Genomic DNA, 17,720 nt, shown 5'->3' on the forward strand with positions numbered 1-17,720 from the left:
AAGGGCGGGCACCCGGTGCCGGGTGCCCGCGGCGGGACGGATCCAGCGTCGTCCCGGGAAGATGGCTACTCGTGCCGGTCGCGCAGCACGCCCAGCAGGTGGTTCCAGGAATCATGGTCGGCGCGTGCGTCATAGCCGACCGGCATGTCGAATTCCTCGGCGATGGCATCGGCCCCCGGATTGGTGAAGCTGTGCTTCACGCCGGAGAATTCCACTATGGTGTAGCGGGCCTCGGCGTTCTGCATCTCCTCGTGGAACCCGGCGATCTGTTCCGGCGGGATCATGGGGTCCGCGGTGCCGGTGAACGACAGCAGTTCGGCCGTCACCCTGCCCGCCTCGGCCGGGTGCTCGGTGCCCAGGCCGCCGTGAAAGCTGGCGGCCACGTTCAGGTCCATCCCGGCGCGCGCGGCCTCCAGGGCCACCGTGCCGCCGAAGCAGTATCCAACCGCCGAGGGGGCACTGTCGGCGGCGGCGTCATGCGCCCGCAGCCAGTCGTAGGCGGCCTGGAAACGGCCCAGCATCAGGTCGCGGTTTTCGCGGATCTCCCCGGCGAACTCGCCGGCGGTGGAGGGGTGGTCGGCCAGCTTGCCGCTGCCGTACATGTCCAGGGCGAAGGCCGTGTAGCCCTCGCGGGCCAGCTGTTCGGCGCGGTCGCGGGCGTAGTCGTTGTGGCCCCACCATTCGTGGATGACGAGGACCGCCGGGTGCGGACCGTCGCCTTCGGGATGTGCCAGGTAGCCGGTCATCTCGTCACCCTCGTGGTCGTAGGTAACTTCCGCGGTCTGGATGCCGGCGAGGGCCAGGCCGGGCAGCAGGCCGGCGAGCAGGACGGCCAGCGGGGAAAATGCGGGTTTGGCGAACATCGAACACCTCCTTGATCGTCGAATCGACTCTCTATCGACCCGGATCCCCGAGTATGGTTCGCGGGCGCCCGGGTTACAACGAACGGGACAGGGGCTACAGTAGAGACGTCGGGGTACCCGCGCGAGCGTGTCCATTGATCATTGATTCCCCAGAGGACCCACCCATGTCCGAACGTTCCGCCAACGACTCCCTGGAGGCCCGCGTCGAGTCGGCCGACAAGCTGCTGGCCATGCCGCAGGTGGTATTCGAGGTCGCACGTTTGCTGGAGGACGATGACGCCACGGCGACGCAGATCGCCAGCAGCCTGAGCCGAGACCCCGGCCTGGTGGCGCTGGTCCTGCGCATTGCCAACAGCCCCGCCTATGCCCCGGCGCGTACCATCGATTCGGTCGACCGGGCGATCGCCATGCTGGGTCGCGATGCCCTGCAGCGCCTGGTGGTGGCGAGCGCGATCACCCGCGCCACGGCCAGCATTCCCGACCAGGAGCGGCTGCCGCTGGAGGTGTTCTGGCGCCATTCCGCCTATTGCGCGGTGATCGCGCGGCAACTGGCGATGCGCGTGCTGCCGCGCCAGGCGAGCGGGATTTTCCTCGCCGGTCTGCTGCATGACCTCGGGAAGCTGCTTCTGTTCTCGCAGTCGCCGGAGTCGGCCCACCGGGCGTTCCTTTCCAGCCTGGATGTGGGCGACGGCCTCAGCCCGCAGGGCGCGGAACGGAGCCAGCTGGGCTTCGATCACGCGGAGCTGGGCGGCGCCCTGGCGGCGCACTGGGGTCTGCCGGAGCTCCTGGTCGACTGCCTGTCCGGCCACCACCAGCCGATGCAGGCGCCGGAGCGCCACCGTACCGCGGTGATGCTGGTACACCTGGCGAATACCGGTGCCCATCTGGCCGAGATCGATTCGCGCGACTGGGCGGATGCCCCGCCCGTGGACCCGACTGTGTGGGAGGCCCTGCACCTGGCACCGGAGGTCCTGCTGTCCGCCGTGGAAGAGGCCCAGCACGAGGTGCTGGCGGTACAGGGCATCTGCGACCCGGCACATGAAGGGGAGCCGCGGGCATGAGGCGGCACCGTGAACCCGCGGCCGGCCCCCGGGGCCGAAGGGGCATGCACATGAAGGGTTCCTCGATCTCGCGTGGGCGCGTACTGGTCGCCGCCGGCCTGATGTTCCTGCTGGTCGGCTGCGCCGGGGTGCCAGCATCCCTGGCCCCGTTGCCCGCAGCCGCCCCCGATCGCGAGCAGGTGCTGGCCGACCCCGCGGCGGCCAAGGGCGAGACCGTAGTCTGGGGCGGGGTGATCGCGGCCGTCGAGAATACCTCCGGCGGCACCCGGCTGGAGGTGGTCGGCCGCGACCTGGATCGCCAGGGCCGTCCACAGGAGGCCGACCGCTCGCCAGGGCGCTTCCGCGCGGTCAGCAGTGGCTTTCTCGACCCGCAGATCTACGCCGAGGGGCGCGAGGTGACCGTGCGGGGCGTCATCCAGGGGACCGAGGAGGGCACCATCGGTGACTATGCCTACGCGTTTGTCACCCTGCAGGCGGATGCCGTTTACCTGTGGCCCCGCCGTCCGCCGCCGTCCGAGCGACACCACCGCGACCCGTTCTACGATCCCTTGTACGACCCGTTTTACAGCCCGTGGGGCCCACGCTACGGGGCCTATGGGCGTTATCACCCGCATCCCTGGTACTGGTGACCATGACCCGATTCCTCCTGCCCCTGGCGGCCCTGCTGCTGCCCCTGTTTCTGGCCGCTTGTGCCACCGGCCCACTGGAGGCCCCCGATGACCCGGCCGTGCAGGTCGAACCGCGCGCCGTCACGGCGGACAACCTGCCGCCCGACGAGCAGGTCTGGGGCGGCGTGATCGCGCGCGTGGACAATCGCGCGGAGGCGACCTTTATCGAGGTGGTTGGTTATCCCCTGAGTCGGCAGGAGCCGCAGACCCGGCAGTCCACTATTGGCCGTTTCCGCCTGCGCGTGGAGGGCTTTGCCGACCCGGTGGATTACCGCGCCGGGCGCCGGATTACCGGTGTCGGCACCGTGACCGGGGTCGAGGACGGCCGGATCGGCGAGCTGGACTACGTCTTCCCGGTGCTCGAGGCCCACTCGGTGCACCTGTGGCCGGAACCCGAACCGCCGCGTTCGTCCGGCGGGGTGCGCTTCGGCATCGGGATCGGCATCGGCCTGTAGGTTCGCGGTCGGTCTGGCGGGCCGCGATGGCATATCGAATCGTGATTCTTTCTGGGAGGCCTCATGCGAGCAGTGGTGTTTGACGAACCCGGCGCCGCCGATGTCCTGCGCCTGGACGAGGTGGCGGAACCGGCGATCACGGCGCCCGACCAGGTCCGGATCCGGATGCTGGCCGCCGGCGTCAACCCGGTGGATACCAAGGTGCGCGCGGGCGGCATGATTGTCCCCGGCGCACCGCGCAACACGCCCGGCTGTGACGGGGTGGGCATCGTCGAGGAGTGTGGAAGCGCGGTGCATCATGCACGGCCGGGGCAGCGCGTCGCCTTCTGTTTCGGCGGCGTTGGTGCCGACCCGGGCACCTACGCCGAGCAGGTGGTGGTACCCGAAGCCGCGGTGGTTCCGGTGCCGGCCGCTGTGTCCGATATCCAGGCCGCGGCGTTGCCGTTGACCTGGCTGACCGCTTGGGAGGCCCTGTTCGAGCGTGCCGACCTGCAGCGCGGTCAAACCGTGCTGGTGCATGCGGCGGCCGGCGGCGTGGGCCAGATGGCCGTGCAGATCGCACGCGCCGCCGGCGGCCGGGTCCTCGGGCTGGTACGGCGCGACGAGGCCGCCGCCATTGTGACCGCCCTCGGCGGTGATGTCGCCAACCTGGCCAAGCCGGACGCGGAACAGGCCATCCACCAGTACACCGACGGGCGCGGCTTCGACATCGTGCTCGATACGGTCGGCGGCGAGGTCTTTCGCGAGGGGCTGGGGCAGGTGGCTTACGGTGGTGATCTGGTCACCCTGCTGGCGCCCCCGGCCGATGTCGACTGGAACCCGGCGCGCCTGCGCAACCCGAGCATCAGTCTGGAGTTGATGCTGACGCCCATGCTGGAAAACGATCGTCGGCGCCTGAAGCACCAGGGCACCCTGGTGGCGGAGGGGCTGGCCCGGGTGGCCAGCGGACGGTTGCAGGTCAACGTCGAGGACACCCTCCCCTTGGCCGAGGCCGTCGAGGCCCATCGCCGCATCGAGGCCGGCGGCCGCCGCGGCAAGCTCGTCCTCCGCATCCCCGAATAGCATCCCCGAATAAGCGGGTCTTGCAACCATCAAGAAGGGCAAGGGCGGTCTACAGGAAGACGCGAAGATTGGAAGAGGGATTGGGGTGAAACGCAGGAAGCATGGCGGGCGGTTTGGGAATCGCGGTCTCCAGCCAATCCCCCACCCCAAAAACCCTTCCGGTCTTCCCTTCTTCCTGTAAATCGCTCTTGACGTTGACCTTGCCCTGTTTCGTGCGCTTTGAGGTGGGGCGGAAAGCGCGCGCGATCGGGAGCTAGCCGCCGAAGAGGTGGCTGAAGACGCGGGCGCCGCCGATGTAGGTGCCGGCGGCCGAGCCCAGGGTGGTCAGCAGGAACACGAGCAATACCCGCGATACCCGGTTGCGCCACCAGCCGCGCGGCGTGGTGGTGTCCTGGCGCAGGCTGGCGAAGTCGGAGACCCGCGGCTTGCGCAGGAACAGCTCGGCGGCCGCGGCGACAAAGCCGACCCCGATGGTGGGGTTCAGCGAGGTCAGCGGGGCTGCCAGGGCCGCCGTGAGCACGGTCAGCGGATGCGCCAGCGCCACGATGGCGCCAATGGCCGCCAGGCCGCCGTTGATCAGGACCCAGTCGGTCACCATCTGGAGGCCGATATCCGGGTTGCGCGAGAAGCCGATGGCAAAGCCGGCGAGGATGACCCCGATCACCACCCACGGGACGACCTTGGGCCAGCGGGCCTTGGGCGGGGCCTGGTCCAGCGCATCGAGGATGGCATCCGGCGGGGTCAGGGTGTCCTGGGCCTGCTCGGCGATGCCCGGCAGGTGCCCGGCCCCGACCACCGCCAGGATGCACCGGGTGTCCGGATGGGCCGCGAGCCGGCGCAGGTGGGCGGCCATGTAGTGGTCGCGCTCCTCGATCAGCGTGCGGTAGAGGTCCTCGGACTGCTCGGCGAACTCGCTGAAGGTGGACTCCAGCATGTCGCCTTCCTTCAGGCGCTCGATCTCGGATTCGTCGATCTTCTCGCGCGACAGGACCGAGCTGAACAGGCCGCCGATCAGCCCCATCCGCTCCCACCAGCGGACCGCGCGGTAGGTGCGGCGCAGTGTCAGGCCGATGTCGCGGTCGATCAGGGCGAGCGGCAGGCCGCGGTCCAGGGCGCCGTCCATGGCCGCGCGCATCTCGGCGCCGGGTTCGATGCCGTACTGGTCGGCCAGGCGCTGCTGGTAGGCCCCCAGCGCCAGGCTGGCGGCGATCATCGGGGCCTGCCCCTTGCGCATTACGCTGAACAGGTCCATGCGCCCGATGGCGTCGGGGTCCAGCATCGCGCGCTGGCGGCTCTCGCACAGCTCGATCGCGACGCTGTCGAAGGCGCCGGTGTCCATCAGGGCGCGTACCTTGTCGGCGCTGGCGCGCGATACATGGGCGGTACCCAGCACGACGACCTCGGTGTCGCCCAGCTGCAGGATGCGGTGGGGTTCGTCGGCGATCAGTTCCTGGACGGCGGGATTCATGCGTGGCGGGACCTTGCTCCGGTGGGCGGGGCGTATTCTACGGCGAATGCGTGCGGCCCGCAGCGCGGGTCGCCGGGCCGTCGCCAGGGATGGTCAGGGCATGCCGGGTTCGGCCTGTGGTACGTCGTCCGGCGGGGCGTCCTCGTCCGGCTCGGGGAGGGGCTCCGGCACGCGCAGGCTCTCCAGGCGTTCGACGACCCGCAGAGCCCGCTCGTGGGCCGTGATCAGCCCGGCATGGTCGGGGGCCAGGTCGAGCCCCTGTTTCCAGTGCTCCAGGGCCTCCTCAATGCGCCCGGCGGAGTAATGCCCGCGGCCTTCCTCCAGCAGCTCTTCCGCCCGCGTGTCGCGGCGTTCGCGCCATTCCTCGCAGAGAACGCGGTGGGCCCGCTGCGCGGCCTGGTCCGGCCCGGAGGCATCGGCGTCGGGGGGCATATCGTTGCGGCACCAGCGTGCCGCCGTGGCCAGGTCGTCGGCCTCCAGGGCCTGGCGCAGGCGCGCGTTGATGGTGGAACGCGGCACCTCGTCCTCGACGGCCGGGGCCTCGGCCTCGCGCAGTTCCCGCTCCAGGCCCGCGATGCGCGCCGCCCGCTCGGCGGCGGGCGCGAGATTCTGGGCCAGGCGCAGCAGCTCCAGGCGCTCCTCGCCCTCGGTGTCCGCGGCGTAGGCATCCAGGGATCGCGCCAGGGGGTCGCGGCGCTGGGCCAGGCGGTCGGGGTCGTCCGGAAGCTGCTCGCTGCGTCGCACCAGGGGACGCATCACCTCCAGCAGGCGCAGTTGCTGGACCAGGGCCCGTGCCTCGAGGATGTCGTGGCGTTGCTCCAGGGTCTTCAGGCCGACCTGTCGCTGGCGCTCGAGTTGCTCGATGTACTGGCGCCGTTCGGTGTCGGGCGGCAGCTGCTGCTCGGCCTGTTCGAGGATTGCCAGGGCCCGGGCCACGGCACCTTCGGCCGAGGCGGCGCGCGCCTCGTCCATCGCCTCGTCTGCGGCGGCCCCGGCCTCGGCCTCGATGGATGTTCGGCGTTCGGCCCACTCCGCCCGGGGTTCGGGCTCGTGCTCGTCGATCAGTTCGAGGGCGCGCTGGTAGTCGCCGGCCTCCAGTGCCCGTTCGATGCGCTGCTCGGGCGGCGCGAAGGGATCCAGGGCGGCACAGCCCTGGACCAGCAGGACGGCGAGCAGGATGCCCGCGAGCGGGAGCCGGGCGCGCGTCAGGGTCATGCGCGATCCACGGCGCTCAGGACCCGGCTGACCGCCACGGCCTCACTGACCCCGTGCAGTTCGTGGGTGCCCCAGTCCTCGGTATGGAAGTGTCCCTTCACCTGCTCGTGCTCCATGAATGCGGTGGTCGTGACGAGCCCGCCGGGGGGCGCGACCGTGACCAGGCGGGCGGCGAGGTTGACGGTGTCGCCCACTACGGTGAACTGCATGCGGTCCTCCGCACCCATGTTGCCGGCCAGCATCTCGCCGGCGTTCAGGCCGATGCGGAACTCCACCCGGGTCTCGCCGCGGCGCTCGCGCTCGGCGTTGATCGAGGCGACCGTCTCCAGCAGCGCCAGGCCGGTCTGCACGGCGGTCAGGCGATGGTTGCCAGGCTCCGTCCCGAGGCCAAAGACGGCCATGGTACAGTCCCCCATGTACTTGTCCACCGTGCCGCCGTGACGGGCGATACATTCCGACATCGGGCCGAAGAATTCGTTGAGCATGCGCCCCAGGGCCGCCGGGCTGCAGCGCTCCGACAGTGCGGTGTAGCCCTGGATGTCGGCGAACAGGACGGACCCCTCCACCGCGCGCCCGCCCAGCTCGACCCGGTCCAGGTTCTCCAGGATGTCCTGGGCGATCGCATCCGAGACATAGCGGCGCAGCGCAGCCTCGACCTGGTCCTTGCGCAGCAGGTCGCGTGCCATGTCGTTGAAGGCGTCGGTCAGCTGGGCGATCTCGTCCTGGCGCACCATGGGCAGCGGGTTGCCCTGGTCGTCCATGGGCCGGATGCGCGAGCGCATGCTCTCGGCCAGGCGTTCCAGCGGTCGCACCAGGCGCTTGCTGATGTCGATCGCGAGCAGCAGGCTCAGCAGGAAGACCCCGATGGCCGTGGCGATCCCGGCGTTCAGGGTGTTGCGGATCAGTTCCTGCATGGGCGAGGTGTCGATATAGGCCTCGATGTAGCCCACCTGCACGTCCTGGAACAGGACCTCGCGGCGGTAGGGCTCCACCGTGGGCGCCAATGGCCACACGCCCTCGGTCAGGGACTGCTCCGGGGGTGTCCCGGCGCTGGCCACCTGGCCGCGGTCGATCGCATAGGCGGCGATGGATTCGACGCGCCCCTCCTCCACCAGCGAATTCAGCAGGGTCTCCAGGGTCAGGTAGTCCTCGGCCAGCATCAGCTCCGCCGAGGTGCGTGCGACCGGGGCCACGGTGATTTCCGCCTGCGCGCGGATCTGGTTGTCGAGCACGTTGCTGACCTGGTTCAGGACCACGGCCGACAGGGTCACGATCCCGGCCAGTGTGAGCCCCGCGATCGCCGCGACGATCTTCCATGCGATCGGCAGGTAGCGCGGGGCGAAGTCGGTGCCGCCGACGCCCAGGCGCACGCTCCTGCTCCGCTTGCGACGCCCGATCACGAGGTGCCCTCGCGCGGCGCGAGCCAGGGCGCCAGCCAGGTACGCCACTCCGCTAGCAGGGGTTCCGAGCGGGCCGCGACCGCGGAGCGCTTGGCCAGGGATCGCCCGAACACGGGGCCGCCCGCCAGGCTGCACATGGCCCCGCCCGCACGCGCGAGCATCAGACCCCCGGCCGCGCTGTCCCAGGGTGCCTGCCCGCCATGCAGGTAGAGGTCGGCACGCCCGGCCGCCAGCCAGGCCCACTCCAGCGCGCAGGCCCCGAAGTTGCGCTGCGACCGGAACGGGGCATGGCTGGCCAGTTCCCGGGCCACTGGGGCCTCCAGACGCTTGTAGTCGACCAGGGCGATGGCGCGGCCGAGTTCCGCGACCGGCGGGCGGGCGGCCGCCGGCGGGGTGGCCCCGTTGAGTTCCAGTGCGGTGTCCTCGGTCGCCGCGAACAGCTCGTCGCGTACCGGGTCGTAGGTGGCCCCATGGGTCACCCGGTGGCCTTCGATCCGTGCGATGGAGATCGCGAAGAAGGGCATGCCGCCGGCGAAATTGGAGGTGCCGTCCAGTGGATCCACCAGCCAGAAGGCGGGGGCTGCCTCGAGGACCTGCGCCTGTTCCGCGCGCGCCTGCTCCTCGCTCAGCACCGGTTCGTGCTGCCCGTGCTCGTGCAGCAGGGTGCGCACGCGCGCGTCCACCGCATGGTCGGCTTCGGTGATCACGCTGCCGTCGGCCTTGTAGTCCACGGCGATGCCGGCCTCGAAGCGCGGGAGCAGCTCCTGCTGCCCGATCATGCGCAGACCCCGGACGAGCTCGGAAAAGGGGATGGAGGTGGCAGTCATGCAGCCCTGGCAACGCCGATTGCGAAGTGAGTGAGCCGGATGCGGCCGGGACGACCCGGGCGAACTCGGTCTCGAATGCGCTTATCATACCGGTCCATGACCGGCTTGATCATAATCCTCGCCCTTGCCTTGGTCGCGTTCTACGTGAATGACACCTGGCGGGCCAACGAGCGTGCCCGGCGGGTGGGGCGCCAGGCCTGCGAGCGGGCGGGGGTGCAGTTGCTGGATGCCACCGTCGTACGCACCGGGCAGCGCCTGCTTTGGGGGGAGCGCGGGCTGGCCCTGCAGCGACATTATCGCTTCGAGTTCTCCGCCGACGGGGCCGGGCGCCACCCCGGCGAGATCTCGCTGGAGGGCCGGCAACTCAAGCGCGTGACCCTGAACTGGCCCGACGGCGGGCGCGAGTTCCAGGGGCCGGACCGCGACGACCCGAACGGAGGCGCATCCCGGTGACCTTGAGCGAGTTGCGTTACGTGGTGGCCGTGGCCGATGCCCGCCACTTCGGCCGTGCGGCCGAGGCCTGTCATGTCAGCCAGCCGTCGCTGTCGGTGGCGGTGCGCAAGTTCGAGGACGAGCTGGGCGTGACCCTGTTCGAGCGCGGCCGCGGCGAGGTCTCCGTGACGCCGGCGGGCGAGCAGGTCATCGCGCAGGCGCGGCGCGTGCTCGCCGAGGTCGAACAGCTGCGTTCGGTGGCCGTGCAGAGTCAGGATCAGCTCTCCGGGCCGCTGCGCCTGGGCGCGATCTACACCATCGGCCCCTACCTGCTGCCGGAGTTGATCCCGGCGCTGCGCGAGCGCGCACCGGACATGCCGCTGGTGATCGAGGAGAACTACACCGGTCGGTTGCGCGAGCGGCTCAAGCAGGGCGAGCTGGACGCCATCATCATTTCGCTGCCATTCGAGGAGCCGGGGGTGGTCACGCTGCCCCTGTACGACGAGCCGTTCATGGCCGTGCTGCCGGCAGCGCACCCGCTAAAGGACAAGGACCCGCTGCGCCTGGAGGATATGGCCGACGCGACGCTCCTGATGCTGGGGGCGGGGCATTGCTTCCGCGACCAGGTGCTGGAGCGGTGTCCCGATTGCCAGCGCACGGTGACCGCGGATGGCAGTACCCCGCGTAACCTGGAGGGTTCGTCGCTGGAGACGATTCGCCACATGGTGGCCTCGGGCATGGGCGTGACCATCCTGCCGTGCACGGCGGTGGGGGCGGATCGCTATGCCCAGCGACTGCTGGCCGTGCGCCGCTTTCAGGACCCGGCGCCCAGCCGCCGCGTGGCCCTGGCCTGGCGTACCAGCTTCCCGCGGCCGGAGGCGATCGAGGCCCTGCGTCAGGCGGTATTGGCGACCCCGCTGACCTGCGTGGACTTCATTCAGCCGGGTGCCGGGTAGCGGCGGCGGGTGCCGGGGGGCTCAGTTCCCGGCGAGCACGCGGTTGCGCCCGGCCTGCTTGGCCGCATAGAGGGCCTCGTCGGCCGCCTGGTAGGCGGACTGCAGCGTGGTCTTCTGGCCGATGCCGGCCACGCCGATACTCGCGGTTACCTTGACCGAGCCATCGCTCTCCAGGGGCGACGCGTCGCCGGCGGTGGCGCTGGAGCGCAGGGAGGCAATGGCCAGGCGAATGCGTTCGGCGCATTCCATTGCACGGCTCAGGTCCGCGCCGGGCAGCAACGCGAGGAATTCCTCGCCACCCATGCGCACGCACAGGTCGGATTCGCGAGTGGTGTTGCGCAGGGTCTTCGCCACCAGGCGCAGGATGTCGTCGCCCACGCTGTGGCCGAAGTCGTCGTTGATCTGCTTGAAGTGGTCGAGGTCGATGGCCAGGACCGACATGGGCCGGTTCTGGCGACGGCAATCGGCGAGCCAGCGAGCGCCCTGCTTCTCGAACGCGCGCCGGTTGCCGAGGCCGGTCAGCTCGTCCATCTCCAGGCTCTCATTCAGGCGCTGGAACCGCAGGGCGTTGGCCAGGGCCGGCGCCGCGAGCCCCAGCAGGGCCTCGGTCAGTTGCTGTTCGTCATCGGTAAAGCGACGTCCGCGCATCAGGATCAGCGAACCCAGGGTCTCGCCGTTGAGGCTCATCCCGTACTCGATGCGGTGGCGATCCTCGTCGCCCCCCGACCAGGTCTCGTCGCTCTCCTGGAGGATGAAGAACCAGCCGCTGTGGTGGATCTGGGCGTGCAGGTGTTCCTGCAGCCGGGCCAGGACCGTCCCGAGCTCGAGACTGGCCGACAGGGACTGTACGAACGCCAGGGCGTCAAAGGGGGTACCGGCATCGCCGGTGGTCCGTCCCTTGGTGGATACCAGTCGCAGGTTGTGGGCGTTCCCGTCGCGGTTCATGGCCGTCTCGCTCGCATCGATCGTTGGGTCGGGGGTCAAGCGAGATCCGTGCCAATAAATAAAACGTACATAAAAACCGGGACTTGAGATTCCATTGGGTTCGAACTAGACGAAAATCCGACGCGTTCTTGCCGCCTCTGGCAGGTTGTGGCCGCCCAGGGTGGCAAGGGTGGCAAGATTCTGACGGGGCGGTTCGGCGGTCGCACCCCGGGCGGTGACCGGCGTACATGAGTCCGGTGCGCACTTCCCCTACACTGCGCGGCATGATTCGACTTCAAGATATCGAGCTGCGCCGTGGCCGCCATGTGCTGTTGCAGCACGCCAGCCTGACCGTACACGCCGGTTGGCGGGTGGGTCTGACCGGCGCCAACGGCTCGGGCAAGTCCAGCCTTCTGGCGGCGCTGCAGGGCGAACTGAGCCTGGACGCCGGCGAGATCGAACGGCCCGCGGAGTGGGTGGTGGCGCACCTGCCGCAGGAGGTCCCGGGGAGCGAACGTTCGGCGGTGGACTACGTACTGGACGGCGATGCCGAGCTGCGCGACCTGCAACAACGCCTGGAGCAGGTGTCCGATGGCGCCGAACAGGCCCGGCTGTACGCGGCCCTGGACGCGATCGACGGCTGGACGGCCGATGCCCGCGCGCGGCGCCTGCTGGCAGGGCTGGGGTTTGCCGCGGAGGATGCGGACCGGCCGATGAGCGCCTTTTCCGGTGGCTGGCGCATGCGCCTGGGCCTGGCGCGCACGCTGATGACGCGCTCCGACCTTTTGCTGCTGGACGAGCCCACGAACCATCTCGATGTCGAGACCATCCTCTGGCTGGAGGACTGGCTGGCGCGTTATCCCGGCACGGTCATCGTGATTGCGCATGACCGGCGGTTTCTCGATTCCGTCTGCACCCACATCGCGCATATCGAGCGCGGTGGTATCGCCCTGTATGCCGGCAGCTATACCCATGCCGAGGCCAAGCGCGCCGAGGCGATCGTCCAGAGCGAGGCGGCGGCGGCGAAGGTGGCGGCCGAGCGCGCCCACCTGGAGGACTTCGTCCGCCGCTTCCGGGCCAAGGCGACCAAGGCGCGCCAGGCCCAGAGCCGGCTGAAGCGCCTGGAGAAGCTCGACGAGGTGGCCGTGATCCGTGCGGCGCGGCCCATCCATCTGGAGATTCCGACCCCCGAGCGCCTGCCGGATCCACTCCTGGCGCTGGATCATGCCGAGGTACGAACCGAGGACCGCGTCCGCCTGCATGCGACGAGTTTACGTCTGCGGCCGGAGGACCGGATCGGTGTCCTGGGGCCGAACGGTGCCGGGAAATCGACACTTCTGACGTTGCTGGCCGGGGAGTTGGCGCCGACGGCCGGGGAGCGCCGGGTCGAGCCGAACCTCCGGGTAGGGTATTTCGCCCAGCATCAAAGCGAGCAGCTCGACCTGGGCACCTCGCCCCTGGTCCATTTGCAGCGTCAGGACCCGCGTGCCGAGGAACAGCGCCTGCGCAATTTCCTGGGGGGCATGGGATTCCCCGGCGAGAAGGCGGATGCACCGGTGGGCCAGTGTTCTGGCGGGGAACGCGTGCGCCTGGTACTGGCCCTGCTGATCTGGCAGGCCCCGTCGTTGCTGTTGCTGGACGAGCCCACCAACCACCTGGATCTGGACATGCGCGAGGCGCTGGCCGAGGCGCTGGAGAACTACGCCGGCGGGCTGGTGGTGGTGGCGCATGACCGCGAACTGCTGGCCCGCGTCTGCGACCGTTTCTGGCGCGTCGAGGACGGCCGCCTGAGCGACTTCGACGGGGACCTGGACGACTACGCCCGCGAGCTGCAGGCGCGTGAACGGGAGGCGGTCGCGGCGCGCGACCCCGGGAGCGCAGAAACCACGGCCGGCAATGCCCCGGCCCTGTCGCAGAAGGAGCGCCGCCAGCAGGCGGCCCAGGCGCGTGCTGCGCTCAAACCTCTGAAGCAGCGCGCGGACCGTGCCGAGCAAGAATGCACGCGCGTGCAGGAACGACTCGACGCGCTGGAGACCGAACTCGCCGATCCGGCCCTTTACGAGGACGAGGCGGCGGATCGCCTGGCGCAGCTGACCCGCGAGCAGGGCGAGCTGCGCAGCCGCCTGGAGGCGCTGGAGGCCGAGTGGATGGAGGCGCTGGAGGCGCTGGAGAAGCACTGATTCATCCGCAGGCCCGCGCAGGCCGGGACGGCGGATTGCGTACCGCGCCAAAGCCCGACCCTTGCACTCGGGTATTGCAGGGTCTATACATGGGAGTGAATGCACCGGAACGAGGAGTGATCCCCATGAACGCACAGGAACTGAATCGTCGCTGTGTCGAGCTCTTTCACAACCCGGATGCGAAACTGCATTGCTGGCACCCGCGCATGTTCTGGAAAACCAACATGCTGGAGAACCCGAAGCCGGAAGACCTGCAGGAACCCAAGGTCGACCTGCGCGAGCTGGAGGTCATGCTATCGGAGGCCGCGCACGAGCCTTCGCAGTGCGCCGACGAGCTGGAGCAGGAAGAGCCCGGTCGGGCTGCATTGATCCGGCACATGATGGAGCGTGGCGAGATGCCGCTGCTGCATCGGCCGCACTGATCGTTCCATCTAGGAGCGATGATCGATTATGGAGTGAGCCCCCAGCGGGGCTCGATCCCGTCATGTACTGGCGGGAGCATCGGCCCCCGGTAGCCTGTGCTGCCGGGGGCTTTTCCTTGCCGGTGAGCGGTTCGCTGGAGAGCGAGCGTTACTGGCGGATGAAATCCGAGAAGTAGAGGGCTGCGATCCGGGGCGAGCCGGTAATCTCCTCGAGCAACTCGTTCAGCTCCTCCGCGGCCTCGTTGCGCAGGTCCTCGCGCGCGCCGCCGCCGGTCAGGCTGTCGGGACTGCGCCCGCCAAGGATGTGGATCAGTCGGTCGCGCACTGCGGGAATGTGCTCGCGGATCGCGCGGGCGTCTTCCAGGTCGTTGCCTTCCAGCTGGATGGAGGCCTGCAGGTAGCGTCCGCGGTCGGAGGACGCCATGTTCACCACCACCGGCTCCAGGGTTACGTAGTGGCTGTCGAGGTCGTCCACGGCGTGGGCCAGGGGTGTAACCAGCAGCAGGACGAGGCCCATCAGGACCATATGCAGAGGGTGAAGGCGGCTTCGGGTCATGGTGCGTGCTCCGGGGCGGTTTGCGTGCTCGAGGCGATCCAGTCGCCGCGTCGGTGCGGCTCCTGACCGAAGTATGCCACCAGGTGGTCATAGATTTCGGGCATGGCCTCGCGCAGCCGCGCCGGGTCGAAGAAGAAGGATTCCACCGCGACCGCCAGGAATTCCTCCGGGGCGGTGGCCGCATACGGATCCAGTGGCAGGGCCGCCGCGTCGACCGCACCTGCCTCCACTGTCTCCACGAAGGCATTAAAGGCGCGCGAGAAGTCCTCGGTCCACGCGCGCGCCGATTGCCCGCGGGGCAGCGGCGGGAAGCCGTTGACCTCGCCGTTGCCGGCGTCCAGCACGTGGGTCATCTCGTGCACGACTACGGCGCCATCGCGTTCGACGTCATTCCACGAAAGGATGACCGGGCCGCGTTCCCAGGCCTCGCCGGACTGGGGCATGGCGCCCTGGTGGACGATGCCGGCCTCGTCCACCCATTCGTGTTCGGGTACGAAGGTGTCCGGGTACAGGATCAGCGTGCGCCAGTCCCGGTAGGGTTCCAGCCCGCGCTCCAGGATCGGCAGGGCGGCATAGGCCGCGATCACCTGGCACTGCCAGGGTTCCGGTTCCGCGGCGATGCCGATGAATTCCTTCTGCGCCAGGATCTGGCCGACCAGTTCGCGGAGCCGGGAACGTTCCTCCGGCGTCAGGCGGGCGATGAACGGGACCCGTCGACGCAGGGCCTCCCATTCATCGTTGTCCAACTGCACGGCCTCGGGCTCCAGGCCGGCAAAGGGCCCGAGGATGCGCCGGAACAGGCCGCGCAAGGGAAAATTCGGCGTCGAATCCATCCGTCAATCGTCGCACGTTTGGCTGGCACGTGTCCGTCTGCGGCAGGTGGTTGCCGCAGCGCGGCTAATGATTGCCGCCCTGCGGCCGTTATGCCCTGCAACCGGAAAAATTGACGGGGGCATCATGCAGATTACCAATTATTCCATGCAGTTATCGAGCCAGCGTTTCGCGCTGGAGACGACGCGGCGCGAGGCTCGCCTGAGCGTGGTCGAGGGGAGTGCGGTGCGTCCCCGACAGGTGCCGGAGCCACCCGCGAATCCGGCCCCGGCAGCGCGTGCCTTGCAGAATTCCTCTCCTGCCGCGGCCGCACGGCCCTCCTTCGTGGGCGTAGCCCCGGCGGACAGCGAGTTGACCTCGGTGGACCAGCTGCGTACCGAGCTCCTGCGACTGATCCTGGAGCGCTTTACCGGGCGCGAGATCCGGGTGATCGATCCCGCCGACCTCAAGCCGGCCGACACCCCGCCGGAACCCCTCGAGCGACCCGTTGCGCGCCCCCCTCGTCCGGCGGCAGGGCTCAGTGTCGCCTGGTCCGTGGAGCAGACCCGGGTCGAGGTCGAGAGGACATCGTTCCAGGCTCAGGGGCGCGTGCACACGGCCGACGGCAAGACCATCGACCTGGATATTGCGCTGACCATGAGCCGCGAGTTCATCGAGCATAGCCGTCTGCAGGGTGGCATGGATGCGGAGCTGCACGATCCGCTGGTGATCAATTTCGACGCCCCGGCGGCCGCTCTTACGGACACCCGCTTCGAATTCGACCTGGACGCCGACGGTTCGCCGCAACAGGTGGCCTTTCTGCAACCCGGCAGTGGTTTTCTCGCGATCGACCGGTCTGGCAGCGGGCAGGTCGATGACGGCTCCGAGCTCTTTGGCCCGCTGACCGGTGATGGCTTCGCCGAACTGCGACGGTTCGATCATGACGGCAATGGCTGGATTGATGCGGCGGATCCGGTTTACGACCGCCTGCGCGTGTGGACCCGCGACGCCCAGGGCCGCGATCAGTTGCTGGCGCTGGGCGAGGTGGGCGTCGGGGCGATCTACCTCGGGCATGTCAGCACGCCTTTTGATCTCCGTCGCGGCGGCGACAACAGCCTTCTGGGACAGGTGCAGTCGACCGGCGTCTGGGTGGGCGAGGATGGCCGCAGCGGCAGTGTGCAGCAGATCGACCTGAGCGCCTGACGGAACCCGCAGGGCCATTCCTGCGTCGAGGGGTACATAGCGGCTACCCTGTGCTTTCGTCCACTCCCCACGAGCAATCCGGCGCATGCGACTCGATACCCTGTTCCTTCGGCGGCGGTCGGCCCGGCCTTTTCTGCCGCGCTCCCCGCGAGCTGTGCCATTGCCGCGCTGGCTGGGTGGTCTGTTGCTGGTGGTGCTTGCCCTGGGGCTGGGAGGCTGCGGGGGCGAGCCCTCGCAGGCGGGTGATGAGCCGGCCGCCGAGGCCGCGACGCCGATCGCGGCGGTGGAGCTTCAGCCGCGGGATCTGTCGCGCGAGCTGATGGTGTCCGCGCGGGTCGAGCCGCGGGCGTGGGTGCGCCTGGCGGCGCGCACCGATGGTGTGGTCGAGGCGGTGCATGTCGAGGAAGGCGATTGCGTGGAGCAGGGCGAGACCCTGGTCGAGCTGGACGTGGCCGAGGAGCGCGCGGAGCTGGCGCGGGCCGAGGCGCATGTCGAGGAGGCCCGGCTGGAATACGCGCGCAGTGCCGAGTTGCGTGACGAGGGGATTGCCAGCCGAGCCAGCTACGAACGGGCACGTGCCGCGTTGCGCTCGGCCGAGAGCGAACAGGCGTTGTGGCAGGCACGGGTAGACTACGGCACGCTCGCCGCCAGCCGTGACGGCGTGATCACCGAGCGCATGGTCGAGCCCGGCGAGGCGGTCGCCGCGCGCGATACATTGCTGGAACTGGTCGATACGACCACGCTGGTCCTGCGTCCCGGGGTGTCCGAGCTGGACGTGCGCGATCTGGTGGTGGGCCAGGATGTACCCATTCGGCTGGACGCGTTTCCGGATGCCGATTACGTCGCGAAGATCCGCCGCATCTTTCCGGCGGCCTCGCCGGACTCCCAGCAGGTGACGGTGGAGATTGCCCTGCCGGCCGGGGCGGCCGACAATGGCGTGCGTCCGGGTAATCTCGGGCGCATCCGCATGACGGTCGACGAACGCCCGGATGTGCTGGCGGTCCCGGCCGCCGCCATCGGCGAGGACGGCGACCAACGCTATGTCTACGTGGTGGTGGACGAGCAGCTGGAGCGCCGCACGGTCGAGACCGGCGTGACCCGAGGCCCATGGACCGAGATCACGGACGGCCTGGAGGAAGGCGAGATTGTGCTGGCCACCAACCCGATCGACATGCGCGAGGGCCAGCGCGTGCGCATCGTCGGCTGGCGGGGCTAGAA

Annotated in this window: 18 protein-coding genes; 10 read left to right on the forward strand and 8 right to left on the reverse strand. The window is 69.4% G+C overall.

Translation table 11 applies throughout. The annotated features are described in order from the left end of the window. Nucleotides 1–65: 65 nt before the first annotated feature. Entirely contained in the window at nt 66–863 is a 798-nt protein-coding gene (locus F817_RS0106455) for a dienelactone hydrolase family protein (RefSeq protein ID WP_024326880.1), read from the reverse strand. Between the two features lie 164 nt (nt 864–1,027). On the opposite strand from F817_RS0106455, the gene F817_RS0106460 reads away from it, so the two are divergent. From F817_RS0106460 to F817_RS0106475, 4 genes are all read left to right on the forward strand, one after another. After that, nucleotides 1,028–1,924, forward strand: coding sequence for an HDOD domain-containing protein (locus F817_RS0106460; protein WP_024326881.1), 897 nt, complete (start codon nt 1,028–1,030; stop codon nt 1,922–1,924). A gap of 44 nt (nt 1,925–1,968) precedes the next feature. Continuing rightward, the gene (locus F817_RS0106465; protein WP_024326882.1) at nt 1,969–2,553 is read left to right on the forward strand and encodes a Slp family lipoprotein; all 585 of its coding nucleotides are present in this window, start codon (nt 1,969–1,971) and stop codon (nt 2,551–2,553) included. Between the two features lie 2 nt (nt 2,554–2,555). Further along, nucleotides 2,556–3,047, forward strand: coding sequence for a Slp family lipoprotein (locus F817_RS0106470; protein WP_024326883.1), 492 nt, complete (start codon nt 2,556–2,558; stop codon nt 3,045–3,047). 63 nt (nt 3,048–3,110) lie between these two features. Continuing rightward, nucleotides 3,111–4,109, forward strand: a complete 999-nt coding sequence (locus F817_RS0106475; protein ID WP_024326884.1) for a zinc-binding dehydrogenase — start codon at nt 3,111–3,113, stop codon at nt 4,107–4,109. Nucleotides 4,110–4,362: 253 nt separating this feature from the next. On the opposite strand, the gene F817_RS0106480 is transcribed toward F817_RS0106475, so the two are convergent. The 4 genes from F817_RS0106480 to F817_RS0106495 form a co-directional block, all read right to left on the reverse strand. Further along, entirely contained in the window at nt 4,363–5,577 is a 1,215-nt protein-coding gene (locus F817_RS0106480) for a TraB/GumN family protein (protein WP_024326885.1), read from the reverse strand. Nucleotides 5,578–5,670: 93 nt separating this feature from the next. Next, a complete protein-coding gene (locus F817_RS0106485; RefSeq protein ID WP_024326886.1) occupies nt 5,671–6,792 on the reverse strand; it encodes a hypothetical protein in 1,122 nt (373 codons plus the stop codon). After that, nucleotides 6,789–8,192 (reverse strand): adenylate/guanylate cyclase domain-containing protein, encoded by a 1,404-nt coding sequence (locus F817_RS0106490; RefSeq protein ID WP_024326887.1) that lies wholly within the window; start codon nt 8,190–8,192, stop codon nt 6,789–6,791. Before F817_RS0106490 ends, F817_RS0106485 begins: the two co-directional genes overlap by 4 nt. Continuing rightward, a complete protein-coding gene (locus F817_RS0106495) occupies nt 8,189–9,019 on the reverse strand; it encodes an inositol monophosphatase family protein (protein ID WP_024326888.1) in 831 nt (276 codons plus the stop codon). The genes F817_RS0106490 and F817_RS0106495 overlap by 4 nt, the downstream gene beginning before the upstream one ends. A 96-nt stretch (nt 9,020–9,115) precedes the next feature. Between F817_RS0106495 and F817_RS0106500 the strand changes: the two genes are divergently transcribed. After that, the gene (locus F817_RS0106500) at nt 9,116–9,472 is read left to right on the forward strand and encodes a DUF3301 domain-containing protein (protein ID WP_024326889.1); all 357 of its coding nucleotides are present in this window, start codon (nt 9,116–9,118) and stop codon (nt 9,470–9,472) included. After that, nucleotides 9,469–10,407, forward strand: a complete 939-nt coding sequence (locus F817_RS0106505) for a hydrogen peroxide-inducible genes activator (protein WP_024326890.1) — start codon at nt 9,469–9,471, stop codon at nt 10,405–10,407. The genes F817_RS0106500 and F817_RS0106505 overlap by 4 nt, the downstream gene beginning before the upstream one ends. 21 nt (nt 10,408–10,428) lie before the next feature. Here the strand turns inward: F817_RS0106505 and F817_RS0106510 are convergent, their stop codons facing one another. Next, nucleotides 10,429–11,352, reverse strand: a complete 924-nt coding sequence (locus F817_RS0106510; RefSeq protein WP_024326891.1) for a GGDEF domain-containing protein — start codon at nt 11,350–11,352, stop codon at nt 10,429–10,431. A 263-nt stretch (nt 11,353–11,615) separates the two neighbouring features. Between F817_RS0106510 and F817_RS0106515 the strand changes: the two genes are divergently transcribed. Beyond that, nucleotides 11,616–13,511 (forward strand): ABC-F family ATP-binding cassette domain-containing protein, encoded by a 1,896-nt coding sequence (locus tag F817_RS0106515; RefSeq protein ID WP_024326892.1) that lies wholly within the window; start codon nt 11,616–11,618, stop codon nt 13,509–13,511. A 125-nt stretch (nt 13,512–13,636) separates the two neighbouring features. After that, nucleotides 13,637–13,933 (forward strand): hypothetical protein, encoded by a 297-nt coding sequence (locus F817_RS0106520; RefSeq protein ID WP_018144712.1) that lies wholly within the window; start codon nt 13,637–13,639, stop codon nt 13,931–13,933. A 148-nt stretch (nt 13,934–14,081) separates the two neighbouring features. Here the strand turns inward: F817_RS0106520 and fliL are convergent, their stop codons facing one another. Together fliL and F817_RS0106530 are read right to left on the reverse strand one after the other, a co-directional pair. Continuing rightward, on the reverse strand, nt 14,082–14,489 hold the full coding sequence (gene fliL / locus F817_RS0106525) for a flagellar basal body-associated protein FliL (protein WP_024326893.1): 408 nt from the start codon (nt 14,487–14,489) through the stop codon (nt 14,082–14,084). Further along, nucleotides 14,486–15,322 (reverse strand): zinc-dependent peptidase, encoded by an 837-nt coding sequence (locus tag F817_RS0106530; protein WP_024326894.1) that lies wholly within the window; start codon nt 15,320–15,322, stop codon nt 14,486–14,488. The genes fliL and F817_RS0106530 overlap by 4 nt, the downstream gene beginning before the upstream one ends. A gap of 124 nt (nt 15,323–15,446) precedes the next feature. Between F817_RS0106530 and F817_RS0106535 the strand changes: the two genes are divergently transcribed. Both F817_RS0106535 and F817_RS0106540 read left to right on the forward strand, forming a co-directional pair. Beyond that, complete coding sequence (locus F817_RS0106535; protein WP_024326895.1) at nt 15,447–16,502, forward strand: hypothetical protein; 1,056 nt, start codon at nt 15,447–15,449, stop codon at nt 16,500–16,502. Between the two features lie 160 nt (nt 16,503–16,662). Further along, nucleotides 16,663–17,718 (forward strand): efflux RND transporter periplasmic adaptor subunit, encoded by a 1,056-nt coding sequence (locus tag F817_RS0106540; RefSeq protein ID WP_024326896.1) that lies wholly within the window; start codon nt 16,663–16,665, stop codon nt 17,716–17,718. The last annotated feature ends 2 nt before the right edge of the window (nt 17,719–17,720 follow it).

Source organism: Thioalkalivibrio sp. AKL19, from assembly GCF_000420165.1.
In the GTDB taxonomy this organism is placed as follows: Bacteria; Pseudomonadota; Gammaproteobacteria; order Ectothiorhodospirales; family Ectothiorhodospiraceae; genus Thioalkalivibrio.

Excerpts from the sequence above, each read along its gene's own strand:
- F817_RS0106455 (WP_024326880.1), bottom strand. The coding sequence starts at position 863 with ATGTTCGCCAAACCCGCATTTTCCCCGCTGGCCGTCCTGCTCGCCGGC.
- F817_RS0106460 (WP_024326881.1), top strand. The coding sequence starts at position 1,028 with ATGTCCGAACGTTCCGCCAACGACTCCCTGGAGGCCCGCGTCGAGTCG.
- F817_RS0106465 (WP_024326882.1), top strand. The coding sequence starts at position 1,969 with ATGCACATGAAGGGTTCCTCGATCTCGCGTGGGCGCGTACTGGTCGCC.
- F817_RS0106470 (WP_024326883.1), top strand. The coding sequence starts at position 2,556 with ATGACCCGATTCCTCCTGCCCCTGGCGGCCCTGCTGCTGCCCCTGTTT.
- F817_RS0106475 (WP_024326884.1), top strand. The coding sequence starts at position 3,111 with ATGCGAGCAGTGGTGTTTGACGAACCCGGCGCCGCCGATGTCCTGCGC.
- F817_RS0106480 (WP_024326885.1), bottom strand. The coding sequence starts at position 5,577 with ATGAATCCCGCCGTCCAGGAACTGATCGCCGACGAACCCCACCGCATC.
- F817_RS0106485 (WP_024326886.1), bottom strand. The coding sequence starts at position 6,792 with ATGACCCTGACGCGCGCCCGGCTCCCGCTCGCGGGCATCCTGCTCGCC.
- F817_RS0106495 (WP_024326888.1), bottom strand. The coding sequence starts at position 9,019 with ATGACTGCCACCTCCATCCCCTTTTCCGAGCTCGTCCGGGGTCTGCGC.
- F817_RS0106500 (WP_024326889.1), top strand. The coding sequence starts at position 9,116 with ATGACCGGCTTGATCATAATCCTCGCCCTTGCCTTGGTCGCGTTCTAC.
- F817_RS0106510 (WP_024326891.1), bottom strand. The coding sequence starts at position 11,352 with ATGAACCGCGACGGGAACGCCCACAACCTGCGACTGGTATCCACCAAG.
- F817_RS0106515 (WP_024326892.1), top strand. The coding sequence starts at position 11,616 with ATGATTCGACTTCAAGATATCGAGCTGCGCCGTGGCCGCCATGTGCTG.
- F817_RS0106520 (WP_018144712.1), top strand. The coding sequence starts at position 13,637 with ATGAACGCACAGGAACTGAATCGTCGCTGTGTCGAGCTCTTTCACAAC.
- fliL (WP_024326893.1), bottom strand. The coding sequence starts at position 14,489 with ATGACCCGAAGCCGCCTTCACCCTCTGCATATGGTCCTGATGGGCCTC.
- F817_RS0106530 (WP_024326894.1), bottom strand. The coding sequence starts at position 15,322 with ATGGATTCGACGCCGAATTTTCCCTTGCGCGGCCTGTTCCGGCGCATC.
- F817_RS0106535 (WP_024326895.1), top strand. The coding sequence starts at position 15,447 with ATGCAGATTACCAATTATTCCATGCAGTTATCGAGCCAGCGTTTCGCG.